The 14,173-nt window shown below is 66.7% G+C and carries 14 protein-coding genes and 1 pseudogene; 10 read left to right on the plus strand and 5 right to left on the minus strand.

The features are described 5' to 3' along the window. From RT567_RS05530 to RT567_RS05540, 3 genes and pseudogenes are all read right to left on the minus strand, one after another. A pseudogene (locus tag RT567_RS05530) lies at positions 1–283 on the minus strand (shikimate dehydrogenase); the annotation flags it as partial. Continuing rightward, positions 280–879, minus strand: a complete 600-nt coding sequence (locus RT567_RS05535; RefSeq protein WP_313574901.1) for a nucleoside triphosphate pyrophosphatase — start codon at positions 877–879, stop codon at positions 280–282. The pseudogene RT567_RS05530 and the gene RT567_RS05535, both read right to left, overlap by 4 nt. Next, positions 876–1,745 (minus strand): pyruvate, water dikinase regulatory protein, encoded by an 870-nt coding sequence (locus RT567_RS05540; RefSeq protein WP_313574903.1) that lies wholly within the window; start codon positions 1,743–1,745, stop codon positions 876–878. The genes RT567_RS05535 and RT567_RS05540 overlap by 4 nt, the downstream gene beginning before the upstream one ends. Positions 1,746–2,229: 484 nt before the next feature. On the opposite strand from RT567_RS05540, the gene hemE reads away from it, so the two are divergent. From hemE to RT567_RS05590, 10 genes are all read left to right on the plus strand, one after another. Continuing rightward, on the plus strand, positions 2,230–3,264 hold the full coding sequence (gene hemE / locus RT567_RS05545) for a uroporphyrinogen decarboxylase (protein WP_313574905.1): 1,035 nt from the start codon (positions 2,230–2,232) through the stop codon (positions 3,262–3,264). Next, positions 3,261–4,340 (plus strand): ferrochelatase, encoded by a 1,080-nt coding sequence (hemH, locus tag RT567_RS05550; protein WP_313574907.1) that lies wholly within the window; start codon positions 3,261–3,263, stop codon positions 4,338–4,340. Before hemE ends, hemH begins: the two co-directional genes overlap by 4 nt. Positions 4,341–4,350: 10 nt before the next feature. Beyond that, positions 4,351–4,818: a CopD family protein gene (locus RT567_RS05555; RefSeq protein WP_313574908.1), complete on the plus strand. Its 468-nt coding sequence runs from the start codon at positions 4,351–4,353 to the stop codon at positions 4,816–4,818. A gap of 273 nt (positions 4,819–5,091) precedes the next feature. Then, on the plus strand, positions 5,092–6,588 hold the full coding sequence (rho, locus tag RT567_RS05560) for a transcription termination factor Rho (protein ID WP_313574910.1): 1,497 nt from the start codon (positions 5,092–5,094) through the stop codon (positions 6,586–6,588). An 87-nt stretch (positions 6,589–6,675) separates the two neighbouring features. Continuing rightward, positions 6,676–6,915: a DUF6489 family protein gene (locus RT567_RS05565; protein ID WP_105564219.1), complete on the plus strand. Its 240-nt coding sequence runs from the start codon at positions 6,676–6,678 to the stop codon at positions 6,913–6,915. 4 nt (positions 6,916–6,919) lie between these two features. Next, complete coding sequence (gene mnmE, locus RT567_RS05570) at positions 6,920–8,242, plus strand: tRNA uridine-5-carboxymethylaminomethyl(34) synthesis GTPase MnmE (RefSeq protein WP_313574912.1); 1,323 nt, start codon at positions 6,920–6,922, stop codon at positions 8,240–8,242. Between the two features lie 63 nt (positions 8,243–8,305). Further along, on the plus strand, positions 8,306–10,219 hold the full coding sequence (gene mnmG / locus RT567_RS05575) for a tRNA uridine-5-carboxymethylaminomethyl(34) synthesis enzyme MnmG (protein WP_313574925.1): 1,914 nt from the start codon (positions 8,306–8,308) through the stop codon (positions 10,217–10,219). After that, complete coding sequence (gene rsmG / locus RT567_RS05580; RefSeq protein WP_313574914.1) at positions 10,219–10,839, plus strand: 16S rRNA (guanine(527)-N(7))-methyltransferase RsmG; 621 nt, start codon at positions 10,219–10,221, stop codon at positions 10,837–10,839. The genes mnmG and rsmG overlap by 1 nt, the downstream gene beginning before the upstream one ends. Further along, positions 10,829–11,650: a ParA family protein gene (locus RT567_RS05585; protein ID WP_087140157.1), complete on the plus strand. Its 822-nt coding sequence runs from the start codon at positions 10,829–10,831 to the stop codon at positions 11,648–11,650. The genes rsmG and RT567_RS05585 overlap by 11 nt, the downstream gene beginning before the upstream one ends. Before the next feature lie 40 nt (positions 11,651–11,690). Beyond that, a complete protein-coding gene (locus RT567_RS05590; protein WP_313574917.1) occupies positions 11,691–12,578 on the plus strand; it encodes a ParB/RepB/Spo0J family partition protein in 888 nt (295 codons plus the stop codon). A 314-nt stretch (positions 12,579–12,892) separates the two neighbouring features. On the opposite strand, the gene holA is transcribed toward RT567_RS05590, so the two are convergent. Then, positions 12,893–13,945, minus strand: coding sequence for a DNA polymerase III subunit delta (gene holA, locus RT567_RS05595; RefSeq protein ID WP_313574919.1), 1,053 nt, complete (start codon positions 13,943–13,945; stop codon positions 12,893–12,895). A gap of 10 nt (positions 13,946–13,955) precedes the next feature. Next, positions 13,956–14,173: LPS assembly lipoprotein LptE (lptE, locus tag RT567_RS05600; protein ID WP_409516147.1), on the minus strand; the 218-nt coding region annotated here is incomplete at its 5' end.

The following is a 14,173-nucleotide window of genomic DNA, read 5'->3' on the forward strand; positions in this document are numbered from 1 at the left end:
TCATCCGCGCCGCCGCCGCAGCCTCATCCGCCAGGGCGAAGGCCTGTTCCTTAAATGGCGCCGTGACGTTGACGCCCGCGATCAGCCCCGCGCGACCCGCCGCGACCAGGGCCTCGAACCCCGCGGCGTCCCTGGGCGCGAAGGCGACGTAGGCGCCGTCGATCCCGCCGGCCTCCAGCCAGGCGTTGTGGATTACCGGGCTGAGCGAATGGCTGACCGGGTTGCCGACGATCCCGCCCAGCAGGGCGGCGCCGGTGATACGGCCGACTGGCGTTCCGCTCATGACGCGATCACGCCCGCGCGTCGCAGCTCGGCCAGAACGGGCCACAGCGGCAAGCCCAGAACGGTGAAATAGTCTCCCTCGACCGCCTCGAACAGCTGTGAGCCCAGCCCCTCCAGCCGATAGGAGCCGACGCAGGCCAGCAAGGCCTCGCCTTCCGCCGCCAGATAGGCGTCGAGGAAGGCGTCGGAAAAATCGCGCACCTTCATTTCGACCGTGTCCACGCCGAACCAGACCACCTGGCCGTTGCGGGCCAGGGCCGCGCCGGAATGCAGTTGGTGCGAGCGACCGCGCATGGCGCTCAAGCGTTCGCGCGCGGCCTGAAGCGTCGGCGCCTTGGACACCAGCTCGCCCTCGAACGACAGGGTCTGGTCCGCGCCCAGCACCCAGGCGTCCGCGTCATGGCGCGATACCGCCAGCGCCTTGGCGCGGGCCAACTCGACCGCCAGCTCGACCGGGTCGACGCCCGGCGTCTTCAGGGCGTCTTCATCTACATCAGCGACCTGGACCGCAAAGGGCACCCCGGCGTCGGTCAGCATGGCGCGGCGGGCGGCGCTCTTGGAGGCCAGGATCAGGCGTTCGCCGTCGGTCGTCGTCACATCGGGGCTCCCAGCTTGCGGCCGCGCCGCTCGCTCAACAGGTTGATGATGGCCGCAGCCGTCTCTTCGACCGAGCGACGGGTCACGTCGATGGTCGGCCAGCCGCGCCGTTCGAAGGCGCGACGCGCCTTGATGGTCTCCTCGCGCACGGCGTCATGGTCGACATAGGCCGAGGCGTGGCCCGCGTTCAGCCCGTCCAGACGGTTGCGGCGGATCTGCACCAGGCGATCGGGCGACACGGTCAGGCCCACGACCAGCGGCTTCTTCAACCCTGTCAGCCGCTCGCCATCCTCCTGGCCGGGGACCAGGGGCACGTTCGCGGCGCGAATGCCCCGGTGCGCCAGATAGATGCAGGTCGGGGTCTTGGAGGTCCGGCTGACCCCGCACAACACCACATCGGCCTGCTCCAGCTGCTCCAGCGTGCCCTGGCCGTCGTCGTGGGCGATGGCGTAGTCGAGCGCGCCCATGCGGTTGAAATAGCCCGTGTCCAGGGCGTGCTGCGCCCCGATCCGCGCCGAGACGTCCGCGCCCAGATAACGCGACAGGGCGCCCACCAGCGGATCCAGCGCTCCGATCTGCGGCATCTGCAGCTGACGGCAGCCTTCCTCAAGCTGCTCACGCAGTTCGCGATCGACCAGGGTGTGCAGCACCACGCCAGGCGCAGACGCCACCTCTTCCAGCACCCGATCCATCTGCTTGGACGACCGCACCAGGGCGTAGATGTGTTCAATGGGAATGACGCCGTCAAAGCGGGCGACGACGGCCTTGGCCATGGCGTTCAGCGTCTCGCCGGTCGAGTCCGACACCAGGTGAACGTGGAAATAGGTGGCCAGGCGCGATGCGCCGATCGGTCGGGCGGGGCTCATGAGGACGGCGTCTCCTTCTGGGCGGCGGTCGGATCATCCCCGCGCCCTGTTGAAAAGCCGGGGCGCCGTTCGTGAAAGACCGGGCGCCGAATCCTCTAGCAAGCCCAGCCGTCGGTCGCGAGCGGGGATCACGGGCGCCGTTGAGGCGATCGGCGCCGGAGTCGTCCGCCTGGGCGCCGAGGATTCATCCCGTGCTGGGGGCAGGACATATTGTCCAACAACGGCGCCCGCGGATTCACCCACAACGGCGCCCAGAGGCAAGCCAGAGTCTGACGGGCGTTTCACGGCTTATCCCCATGACTCACAGCCCGCCTTGTAAACGCCTGGGTTTCCGCGCCGCGATCAGGGGACAAGAAGGAGTCCAACCGGGACTGCCCGCAGTTATCCCCGTGCTCCACGGCCCTGCTTCCACCTACCAATTCTTTCAATTCTTAAATCTGAATAGGGATTGAGGCTTGGGGGTGTGCATCCTAAAGCCCGAAGCATGAGCACGCCCCTTCTGATCCAGGCTCTCCAGGGCCAAACCCTTTCCCGCCCGCCCGTGTGGTTCATGCGTCAAGCCGGGCGCTACCTGCCGGAATACCGCGAGCTGCGGGCCAAGGCGCCGGACTTCATCGCCTTCTGCCTGAACCCGGAAATGGCAGCGGAAGCGACCTTGCAGCCGATGCGCCGGTTCGGCTTCGACGCCGCCATCGTTTTCGCCGACATCCTGCTGATCCCCGGCGCCCTGGGCCAGAAGGTGTGGTTCGAGGCGGGAGAGGGGCCGCGCCTCGGCGCCCTGCCGTCGGTGCAGTCGATGGCCGACAAGGCTCAGCAGGCTGGAGAAGCCCTTAAGGCCGTGGGCCAGACGTTGACCCTGGTGCGTGCGGAACTGGAGCCTGAACGCGCTCTGATTGGCTTTGCAGGGGCGCCGTGGACGGTAGCGACCTATATGCTGGACGGCGAAGCCCGCACGATCGGCAAGGGTGAGCGCGCCGCCGCCCGCACCTACGCCTATACGAACCCCGAGCTGGTTGCGGGTCTTCTGGACGTGCTGGTCGAGTCCACCGCCCACTATCTGAAGATGCAGCAGGACGCCGGCGCCCAGGTGCTGAAGATCTTCGAGAGCTGGGCCGAGGGCCTGCCTGAAGATCTGTTCGAGACGCTGGTGCTGAAGCCGCATCAGAAGCTGGTGGCCCGCGCCCGGGAACTGGGCGTCACCGTGCCGCTGATCGGCTTCCCGAGGGGCTCGGCGGCCCTGGCTGAACGCTATGCGCGCGATTGCGACGTGCAGGGCGTGGCGCTGGATACCGCCTGTCCGCTGGAAGTCGGCAAGCGCGTCCAGGCGATCAAGCCCATTCAGGGCGCGCTGGACCCCTTGCTGTTGCGCGCAGGGGGCGACGCCCTGGATCGCCGCGTCGACCAGTTGATGGAGGCCTGGGGCCAGGGTCCATGGCTCTTCAACCTGGGCCACGGCATCCTGCCAGACGTGCCGATCGCCCATGTCGAGCAGGTGCTGAAGCGGATCGGGGCTCAATGACCCGGGCCGCCACAACCCTAGAAGGACGGCCCAATCGGCGCGTGGCGGTCGTCCTGACCAATCTGGGCGGTCCCGATCGCCCGGAGGCGGTCAAACCCTTCCTGTTCAACCTGTTCAACGATCCGGCCATCATCGGCCTGCCGGGGGTGTTTCGCACGCCGCTGGCCAAACTGATCTCCAGCCGTCGCGAGACCTCGGCTCAGGCCAACTACGCCCTGATGGGTGGTGGATCGCCCCTGCTGCCCGAGACGCAGAAGCAGGCCGAGGCGCTGTCGCGCGTCCTGGCCGATGCGGCGCCGGGCGACGACAGCCGCGTCTTCATCGCCATGCGCTACTGGCATCCGCTGACCGAGGAAACCGCAGCGGCGGTCAAGGCCTTCCAGCCGGACAAGATCGTCCTTCTGCCCCTCTATCCGCAGTTCTCGACCACTACGACGGCCTCGTCGCTGAAGAAGTGGACCGAATGCTACGACGGACCGGGCGAAACCCACGTCGTCTGCTGCTACCCGGACGCCGAAGGGCTGATCGAGGCCCAGGCTCGCCTGATCCGGCAAACGCTGGACAAGGCTGAAGGCAAGCCGGTGCGCGTGCTGTTTTCGGCTCACGGCATCCCGGAAAAGCTGGTCGCCGCCGGCGATCCGTATCAGGCTCAGGTCGAGGCGACCGTGGCCGCCGTGGTCGAGCACATGGGCCTGACCGATTGGGCCATCTGCTATCAGAGCCGGGTTGGCCCGCTGAAGTGGCTGGGGCCCGCTACGCCCGATGCCATCGAGCAGGCGGCCAGGGACGGCGTGGGCGCTGTCGTCGTGCCGATCGCCTTCGTCTCTGAGCATATCGAGACCCTGGTCGAACTGGACATGGAATACGGCGAGCTGGCGCATAAGGTCGGTTGCGCGCCCTATCTGCGCGCGCCGACGGTCAGCGCCGATCCGGTCTTCATCACTGCCCTGGCCGATGCAGTCGGACGGGCGCTGGAGACGCCGGGCGCGGCTCCGCAGGGCGCGTCCCAGGGTGGACCATGCGCCCACTTGAAAGCCTGCCTGTCTGGCTGTTCAAAGGCTTCCAGGGCGGCCTGAGGGGATCGATATGGACTATTACAACCTGGCCCGCGGGCTTCACATCCTGGCGGTGATCGCCTGGATGGCCGGCATGCTCTTCCTGCCGCGCCTGTTCGCCTATGACGCCGAGCAGAACGCCAAGCCCGAGCCCCTGCGCGGCGAGATGCAGGCGCTGCTGCGCGTCTGGCAGACGCGGCTGCTGCGCATCATCATCAACCCCGCCATGATCCTGGCCTTCATCTTCGGCGGCTGGCTTTTGTGGCTGCGCAGCGGCGACGGCGCCGACTGGTCCTTCGCCCACCAGCCGTGGATGATGACCAAGCTGATCGGCGTCTTCCTGCTGGCCGGCTGGCACGGCTTCCTGGCGGGGCAGCGCAAGAAGATCGCGGCGGGGACGTCGAAATATTCGGGTCGTTTCTGGCGCATGACCAATGAAATCCCCTTTGTCCTGGCGATCATCATGGTGCTGTCGGTGACGATGGAGTGGACATTCTAGAGGCCCTAACGCGAGCGACGCGGTCGCTCGCTGCTTGAGGGCGATAGGGGCGCCTTTTTCTTTCGCTTGACCGGCGCCGGTCTTTCGTGGTTCCGCTGCGGTGAACCGTGCGGCCGATCCGTGCAGTGCGGTCCCTCTCTTTTTGCGACGCCTGCCGGTTTGAGCCTGCGGGAGACCGTCGCCCTCCCTCCCAGCCCTTGCGGCTGAAGCCATCGACGACTGTCTGCTCCTGGGCGCCCTGCGGTGTCCGGGCGCGCGAACGAGCACGCCATCATGACCGATACGCCTGACACTCCGGAAAACGAAGTCGCTGAAAACGCAGGAGAAGTTCCTGCTGAGCGCCCGCGCCGCACCCTGAGCCTGGGTGGAAGCCGTGCTGCGGCTCCGGTCGAAGAAGCTCAGCCTGAAGAGATTGTCGCCCCGGTTGTCGCCGAAGACGACGATCACGGCGTCGACACCACGGCCGAGGATGATGAGGACGACGACGGCGAGCCCATCGTCCCCAACGGCCGCATCACCCTGCAGGAACTGAACGAGAAGACGCCGGAAGACCTGGTCGCCTTCGCCGAGGGTCTGGACATCGAGAACGCCGGCAACCTGCGCAAGCAGGACCTGCTGTTCGCCATCCTGAAGACCCTGGCCGACGAAGAGGTCGAGATCATCGCCTCGGGCGTGCTGGAGATCCTGCCGGACGGCTTCGGCTTCCTGCGCAGCCCTGACGCCAACTACTTGCCGGGTCCGGACGACGTCTATGTCTCGCCGTCGCAGATCCGCCGCTTCGGCCTGCGTTCGGGCGACACGGTGCACGGCGCCGTGCGCGGCCCGCGCGAAGGCGAGCGCTATTTCGCCCTGCTCAAGGTCGACACGATCAACTTCGAAGATCCGGAGATGGTCAAGACCAAGGTCCTGTTCGACAACCTGACGCCGCTCTATCCCGAAGAGCGGCTGCACATGGAAATCCAGGACCCGACGCTGAAGGACCGCTCGGGCCGTGTCATCGATATCGTCGCCCCGCTCGGCAAGGGCCAGCGCTGCCTGATCGTCGCCCCGCCGCGCGTCGGTAAGACGGTCATGCTGCAGAACATCGCCAAGTCGATCGAGCGTAACCATCCGGAAGTCTTCCTGATCGTCCTGCTGATCGACGAACGCCCCGAAGAAGTCACCGACATGCAGCGCACGGTGAAGGGCGAGGTCGTCGCCTCGACCTTCGACGAGCCGGCCACCCGCCACGTCGCCGTGGCCGAAATGGTGATCGAAAAGGCCAAGCGTCTGGTCGAGCACAAGAAGGACGTGGTGATCCTGCTGGACTCCATCACCCGCCTGGGCCGCGCCTACAACGCCACCGTCCCGTCGTCGGGCAAGGTGCTGACCGGTGGTGTCGACGCCAACGCCCTGCAACGGCCCAAGCGCTTCTTCGGCGCCGCGCGTAATGTGGAGCAGGGCGGGTCGCTGACCATCATCGCTACGGCCCTGATCGACACCGGCAGCCGCATGGACGAGGTGATCTTTGAAGAGTTCAAGGGCACCGGCAACTCGGAAATCGTGCTGGACCGCAAGGTCGCCGACAAGCGCATCTTCCCGGCCATCGACGTGCTCAAGTCCGGCACCCGCAAGGAAGACCTCATCACGCCGAAGGATCAGTTGGCCAAGACCTATGTCCTGCGCCGTATCCTCAACCCGATGGGTCCGCAGGACGCCATCGAGTTCCTGCTCGACAAGCTGCGCCAGTCCAAGAACAACGGCGACTTCTTCCAGTCCATGAATACATAATTCCGGCCCTAGCGCCTCGCACGCTGTGCGAGGCTGCTTGAGGGCGTGTTTCACGTGAAACAGGCCAGGGCTTGAAAGGCGAACGTCATGAAGCTGAACATTGAGATCGACTGCACCCCGGCCGAGGCCCGCGCCTTCCTGGGCCTGCCGGACGTGACGCCGCTCAACGATCATCTGGTCGCCGAGATGCAGAAACGCATGGACGCCAACATGGCCGCCATGCAGCCCGATGAACTGATGAAGACCTGGACCAGCTTCGGCGTTCAGGCCCAGGATCAGTTCCGTCGCCTGATGGAAGCCGCCGTCACGGGCGCGCCCAAGGGCTGACGACTTGAGTTCCAACGCCGACACCATCTTCGCCCTGGCCACCCCGCCGGGGCGGGGCGCCATCGCCATCATTCGCCTGTCTGGTCCGGGCGTGGATGCGGCTCTGGCCGCGCTGGGGGCAGGGGCGCTGACCCCGCGTCTGGCGTCGTTGCGGACGCTTCGTCATGACGGCGAGATGGTGGATCAGGCCCTGGTCCTGCGCTTCCCTGGCCCCAACTCCTACACCGGCGAAGACAGCGCTGAGCTGCATCTGCATGGCGGCCGGGCGGTGATCGAGGCGGCCAGCCGCGCTCTGATCGCTCTTGATGTCCGTCCTGCCGAACCGGGCGAGTTCACCCGTCGGGCTTTCCAGAACGGTCGCATGGATCTGGCGCAGGCCGAGGCTGTCGCCGACCTGATCGACGCCGAGACCGGCGCCCAGAAGAACCAGGCTCTCGGCCAATTGGACGGCGCCCTGTCGGCGGCCTACGCCGGGTTCCGTCGCGAGCTGCTGAAGGCTCTGTCCCTGGTCGAGGCCGAGATCGATTTCCCGGACGAGGACGTGCCCGACAACCTGGCGCGCACTGCTGGTCCCGTTCTGGACAAGCTCTCGGCCGATCTGCGCGCGGCTCTGGCGGATTCCGACCGGGGTCGGCGGGTGCGCGAGGGTTATCGCATCGTCCTGATCGGTGAGACCAACGCCGGCAAGTCATCCTTGTTCAACGCGCTTGTGGCGCGCGAAGCAGCCATTGTCACGCCTATCGCCGGCACCACGCGCGACGTGTTGGACGCCGACATCATGATCGGCGGCTACGCCGTCACCCTGTCGGACACGGCGGGTCTGCGCGACAGCGACGACCTGGTGGAGGCCGAAGGCATCCGTCGCGCCCGATTGAGAGCCGAAGGCGCCGACTTGCGGCTGTGGGTCCGTTCGCCGTCCTCTGAGGCTGTCGAAGACCCAGCCGTTGCTTTTGTCGGGGCGTCCGATCTTCAGGTGCTGAATAAGGCCGACCTCGGCGCTGTGACGCGGGCGCCCGACCTCGAAGCCCTGACCGTCAGCACCACGACGGGGCAGGGGCTGGCTGAGCTGCACGACTGGATCGCAGCGCGTCTGGCGCGTGACCTGTCCGGGGCTGACTTCCCCGCCGTGACGCGGGAGCGTCATCGTCGCCGCCTGGCCGAGGCTCTGGTCGCCGTGGAGGCAGGGCGCCGGGCCCTCGATCTGGCGCCCGAGATGGCGGGCGACGACCTGCGTCGGGCGGCCGACGCCCTGGCCCGCGTCACCGGCGCCATCGGCGTGGAGGATATATTAGGCGAGGTCTTTTCCTCCTTCTGCATCGGCAAGTAGGCCCGGCTTTCGCCTGTTTCACGTGAAACAACGGTTCTTGAGCCGGTGGCGATTCCGGCTCGAATGGACTATGTGGACGCCATGAGTTCGACCCCCGATCACACCTTCGACGTTGTCATCATCGGCGGCGGCCACGCCGGTTGCGAGGCTGCGACGGCCGCCGCGCGGGCGGGCGCCCGCACCCTGCTTCTGACCCAGAAGCTGGAGACCATCGGCGAGATGAGCTGCAACCCGGCTATCGGCGGTCTGGGCAAGGGCCATCTGGTGCGCGAGATCGACGCGCTCGATGGCGTCATGGGGCGTCTGGCGGATGTGTCGGGCATCCAGTTTCGCCTGTTGAACCGGTCCAAGGGCGCAGCGGTGCGCGGCCCGCGCAGCCAGATCGACCGTCGCCTGTATCGCGAAGCCATGCAGGCCGAACTGGCCGACTATCCGAACCTGACCCTGATGGCGGGAACGGCCGAGGGCCTGATCCTGAACGGCGATCGTGTGGCGGGCGTGAAGACCGGGGCGGGGGAGAGCATCCGCGCCGGGGCTGTGGTGCTGACGACGGGCACCTTCCTCAACGGCGTCATTCATCGCGGCGATCTGCGCATCCCGGCCGGCCGCTATGGCGAAGACCCGTCGACCGGTCTGGCGGGCGATCTGCATTCGGCGGATCTGATGATGGGGCGCCTGAAGACCGGCACGCCCGCGCGCCTGGACGGCCGCACCATCGCCTGGGACCGGCTGGAGATGCAGGCGGCGGATGAGCAGCCTGTGCCCTTCAGCTTCTTGACCGACCGGATCGAGGTGCCCCAGATCGCCTGCGGCGTCACCCATACGACGGAAGAGACGCACCGCATCATCGCCGACAACCTCGGTGAAAGTGCTGTCTACGGCGGGCGGCTGTCGGGGCGCGGTCCGCGCTATTGTCCGTCGATTGAGGACAAGGTGGTCCGCTTCGCTGGCAAGACCAGCCACCAGGTCTTCCTGGAGCCGGAAGGTCTGGATGATCCGACCGTCTATCCGAACGGAATCTCGACCTCGGTGTCCGATGCGACCCAGCTGGCCTTCCTGCATACGATGCCCGGTCTGGAGCAGGTCGAGGTCTTCCGTTTCGGCTACGCTATTGAATACGACTATGTCGATCCGCGCGAGCTGACCCCGGCGCTGGAGGTGAAGAAGCGCCCCGGTCTCTATCTGGCGGGCCAGATCAACGGCACGACGGGTTATGAGGAGGCGGGGGCTCAAGGCTTGATCGCAGGCCTGAACGCCGCGCGCGCCGCGGCTGGTTCTGATCCGCTGATCCTCGGCCGAGACCAGGCCTATATCGGCGTCATGATCGACGACCTGATGACGCGCGGCGTGACCGAGCCCTATCGCATGTTCACCAGCCGAGCCGAGTACCGTCTGACCCTGCGCGCCGATAATGCTGACCAACGCCTGACGCCGATCGGAATCGTGGCGGGCATCGTCGGTATGGATCGCGCCAAGGTATGGCTGGAGAAGGCGGACCAGTTGGACCGGGCGAACCGTGTTTCACGTGAAACGCAGTTCACGCCGAAGGAGGCGGGCGCCCTGGGCATCACCGTCAATGCAGATGGTCAGCGGCGCTCGATCCGTGACCTGCTCGCCTTCCCGAATGTGACGCTGGATCAGTTTGTCGCCGTCCGAGCCGAAATCACGGACTGGTCGCCGGCCGTACGGGATCAGGTCGAGATCGACGCCGTTTACGCCAGTTATCTGGATCGGCAGACGCAGGATGCGGAAGCCTTGCGGCGGGAGGAGGGACTGTCGCTTCCTGCTGACCTCGACTACGCCGCTATCGGCGCGCTGTCGAACGAGGTGCGTGAAAAGCTCGCCCTGATCCGCCCGCTGACGCTGGGCCAAGCCGGGCGCATTGAAGGCATGACGCCCGGCGCCCTGACGGCGCTTCTGGGCCATGTGAAGAAGGTCAAGGACGTGGAAGCTGATCTGGCGGCGGTGGTCGCCTGATGCCGAACGCCATCGATGCCTTCCGCGCCCAGACGGGCGCCAGCGACTCCAACATCGCCGATCTGCACGTCTTCCTGGACATGCTGACCGAGGCCAATGAAGTGATGAACCTGGTTGGGCCTGACACGATCCCCGACTTCTGGAACCGTCACGCCTGGGACAGCGCGCAGCTGCTGAGCCTGGCGCCGGAGGCCAAGACCTGGGCCGATCTGGGGGCCGGGGCGGGCTTTCCCGGCGTGGTGCTGGCCATCCTGCTGAAGGGGCGACCGGGCGCTCATGTCTGGCTGATCGACAGCCTGGGCAAACGCTGCCGCTTCTTGCAGACCATCGTCGATGCGCTGGATTTGCCCGCCACCGTCGTCAACGGTCGGGCTGAGGAACAGGCGATTACGGTTGACGTCGTCACCGCTCGCGCGGTGGCGGCGATGGAGAAGCTGCTGGGTTATGCACAGCCCTACTTCCAACGCGGTGCAAAAGGCCTGTTCCTCAAGGGAGAGAAGGTCGAGGTTGAGTTGAAAGAGGCCCGTCGGGTCTGGCAGTTTGAAGCTGAGCTTACGGTTTCGCGTAGTGATCCGCGCGGCCGCATCGTTTCACTGGGGGGTCTTCGCCGTGTCCGTTGAGTCCGTAAAGCAGCCCCGCGTCTTGGCGGTCTCCAACCAGAAGGGCGGAGTGGGCAAGACCACGACCGCCATCAACCTGGGCACCGCCCTGGCCGCGATCGGCGAAAAGGTGCTGATCGTGGACATGGACCCGCAGGGCAATGCCTCCACGGGTCTGGGTGTTCCACGTGAAACACGCCGGGTGACGATCTACGACGTCATCGTCGACGGCCGCCCGGTGGACGAGGCCGCCATTGAGACCGCTGTACCGGGCCTGTTCATCGTCGCCGCCGACGCCGACATGTCGGGGGTCGAGATCGAGTTGAGCCAGGCGGATCGTCGTTCCTATCGCCTGCGCGACGCCCTGGCGAAACAGGGGGGCAACGGTCATTCCCGGTATGACTATGTGCTGATCGACTGCCCGCCGTCGCTGAATCTGCTGACGCTGAACGCCATGGCGGCGGCGGATGCGGTTCTGGTGCCGCTGCAGTGCGAGTTCTTCGCTCTGGAAGGCCTGACCCAGCTGATGCGGACCATCGACATGGTGCGGCAAAGCTTGAATCCGGCGCTGGAGATTCAGGGCCTGGTCCTGACCATGTACGACCGTCGCAACGCCCTGTCGGGTCAGGTGGCGGCCGATGTGCGCGCCCACTTCGGCGACAAGGTCTACGACAGCGTCATCCCTCGTAACGTGCGGGTGTCCGAGGCGCCGTCCTTCGGCAAGCCGGCGCTCATCTATGATCTGAAGTGCGCGGGCAGCCAGGCCTATCTCAAGCTGGCCCGGGAACTGGTGGCGCGTGAGCGCCAGCGTCGTCAGGCCCTGGCCGCCTGATTGGCGGACTGATCCCAAAAACAATAACGGAATCGATATCTTGTCCGAACGTCAGCGTGGTCTGGGCCGGGGTCTCTCGGCGCTTCTGGGAGAAAATGCGCAGGAGCCTGTCGCCGTTGACGCGACCGGTCCGGCGCCGACTGGCGTGCATCGGGCGCCGATCGAAGCGCTGAAGCCCAACCCGGACCAGCCGCGCAAGATCTTCACCAAGACGGATCTGGACGAACTGACGGCCTCCATCCGTGACAAGGGCGTGCTGCAGCCCATCCTGGTCCGCTCCCAGCCGGGCGAGCAGGGCGTGTGGCAGATCATCGCTGGCGAGCGCCGTTGGCGCGCGGCCCAGGCGGCCCGCCTGACCCAGGTGCCGATCGTCGTGCGTGAGATGGACGACATCGAGGTGCTGGAAGTCGGCGTCATCGAAAACGTCCAGCGCGCTGACCTGAATCCGATGGAAGAGGCCAACGCCTACGCCGTCCTGATGGAGCGCTTTGGCCGCACCCAGGACGCCCTGGCGGGCGTGGTGGGCAAGAGCCGCAGCCATGTCGCCAACACCCTGCGCCTGCTGCAACTGCCGGAAGCCGTGCGCGAACATGTGGTGCGGGGCGATCTGTCGGCGGGCCACGCCCGCGCCCTGATCACGGCGCCGAACGCTGAGGTGCTCGCGGCCGAGGTCATCGCTAAGGGGCTGAACGTGCGCCAGACCGAGGCATTGGCGCGTCGCGCGGCGGAAGGTCCGAAAACACCCAAGGTCAGGCCGACCATGGGCGGCGAAGGCGCGGCCGACATCGCCGCGCTGGAACAGGATCTGTCCGACGCCCTGGGTCTCAAGGTCTCTCTGGCCGACAAGGGCGGCAAGGGCGAGATCACAGTCAAATACGGCACCCTGGAACAGCTGGACGACCTGTGCCGACGCCTGATGCGGGGCTGAGGCTCTTTTCGCCGCCATCCATGTTAGGGTGCCGCCATGACTGAAAACTCTGACAAAATCAGCGCAGCTGAAGCGTTGAAACGGGCCTTGGCCGCGAAACAGGCGGCGAGCCGGAATACGGGCGCTTTTGGCGGCCCGGCTGGAGCTGCCGCGTCCGAGAAAGCTATGCAACGCCAGTCTGTAGCGTTGAACAAACCAGCTTTCCGGCGCGCGTCGAAGCGCGGCTGAATGTGTCCTCCTCCTTGCATGGAGGAGGAGAAGGGAGGCGCTCTACAAAGCCCTCAAGCAGCGCGTCAGCGCGGTAGGGTGACGCCTTAAAGCCCCATGCGCTTGGCGCGGGCGGCGATTTCCAACAGCAGGCGTTCGGCGATCAGGGCCTCGGGCATGCCCGTGGTCTTGGTCATGATGTCGGCGGTGTTGACGCTGTCCTGCACCTCGTCGAGCAGTTTAAGCCGCCAAGCGCGCGATTGGCGGAGCATTTCCGCTTCCTGTTTCCAGAAGACGCCGGCGGCCTTGGCGGCCTCCTTGGCGCCCGCGCCGTTGGCCTGCAAGATATTGATCCGACGAAGCTTTCCGAGGTGAAGCGAGGCCATGCGTACGGCCATGACGGCGCTTTCGCCCTCGGCCAGGGCGCGGCGCAGGCCCGCCTGGGCGGGGCCGGGGCGGCCGCCGAACGCCTGTAGCGCGGCGTCGGACAGGGAGGCGTCGGGTTCGACCCCCAGGTGGGCGTCCAACTCTTCCACATCGATGGTGCGACCGGATCCGGGGCCGATATAGAGGATCAGCCGCTCGATTTCCTGGCGCATCAGGCCGCGTTCGCGGGGCAGGCGGGCGACGAAGCGGTCCAGAGCGTCGGAAGACAGGCCCACCTTGTCGGCCCCCAGGGCCTCGCGCGTCATGCGGGCGACATCGCCGACCTCGTCTTCATAGCAGGCGATGGCGACCGCGCCCTGAGCCTTCTCGGCGGCCTTGCGCAGGGCGGATTCACGGCCCAGGGCGCCGGCCTCAATCACCAGCATGGCGTCGGGATTGTAGGCGCCCTCGGCGTGGGCGGTCAGGGCGGCGGCTACGGCCTTGTCCACGCCTGCCTTGCCGTCCGACAGGCGGATGCGCACCAGACGCCGCCCGCCGATCATGCTGAGCGCTGTCAGCGCCTCTTCCAGGCGCACGGCGTCGCCGTCGATGTCAGCCTCGGTCAGCAGGGTGACGTTGAAGGGGTCGTTCAGATCCGGGGTGATCGTGCAGCATAGCGTCAGGGCGCGCTCGGTCACGCCCGAACGGTCCTTGCCGTGGATGACGGCGGCGCGGACGGCTGCATCCGGCGCCTTCAGGAAGCGGTCGACGTCGGGCCGCTTGGACAGGATCATGCGAAGGCCTTCAGCGCGCGGCCAGGGCGCGCATCATGTCCAGGCGGATCAGGCGGGCCAGGTCGGCGGCGGCGCGGTCCTCGCCGTCCTGCTGGGCGGCGATGGCGGCGTAGGGCTGATCCGCGGCGGCGTAGGTGACGGTCGTGGTCTGCACGCCCTTGATCGTCTCGCCGCCCGCCGCGGGGGTCAGGGCCCAGGCGGCCTTGACCGTCAGCTCATAGCGGCTGG

The organism is Brevundimonas sp. (assembly GCF_032107865.1).
In the GTDB taxonomy this organism is placed as follows: Bacteria; Pseudomonadota; Alphaproteobacteria; order Caulobacterales; family Caulobacteraceae; genus Brevundimonas.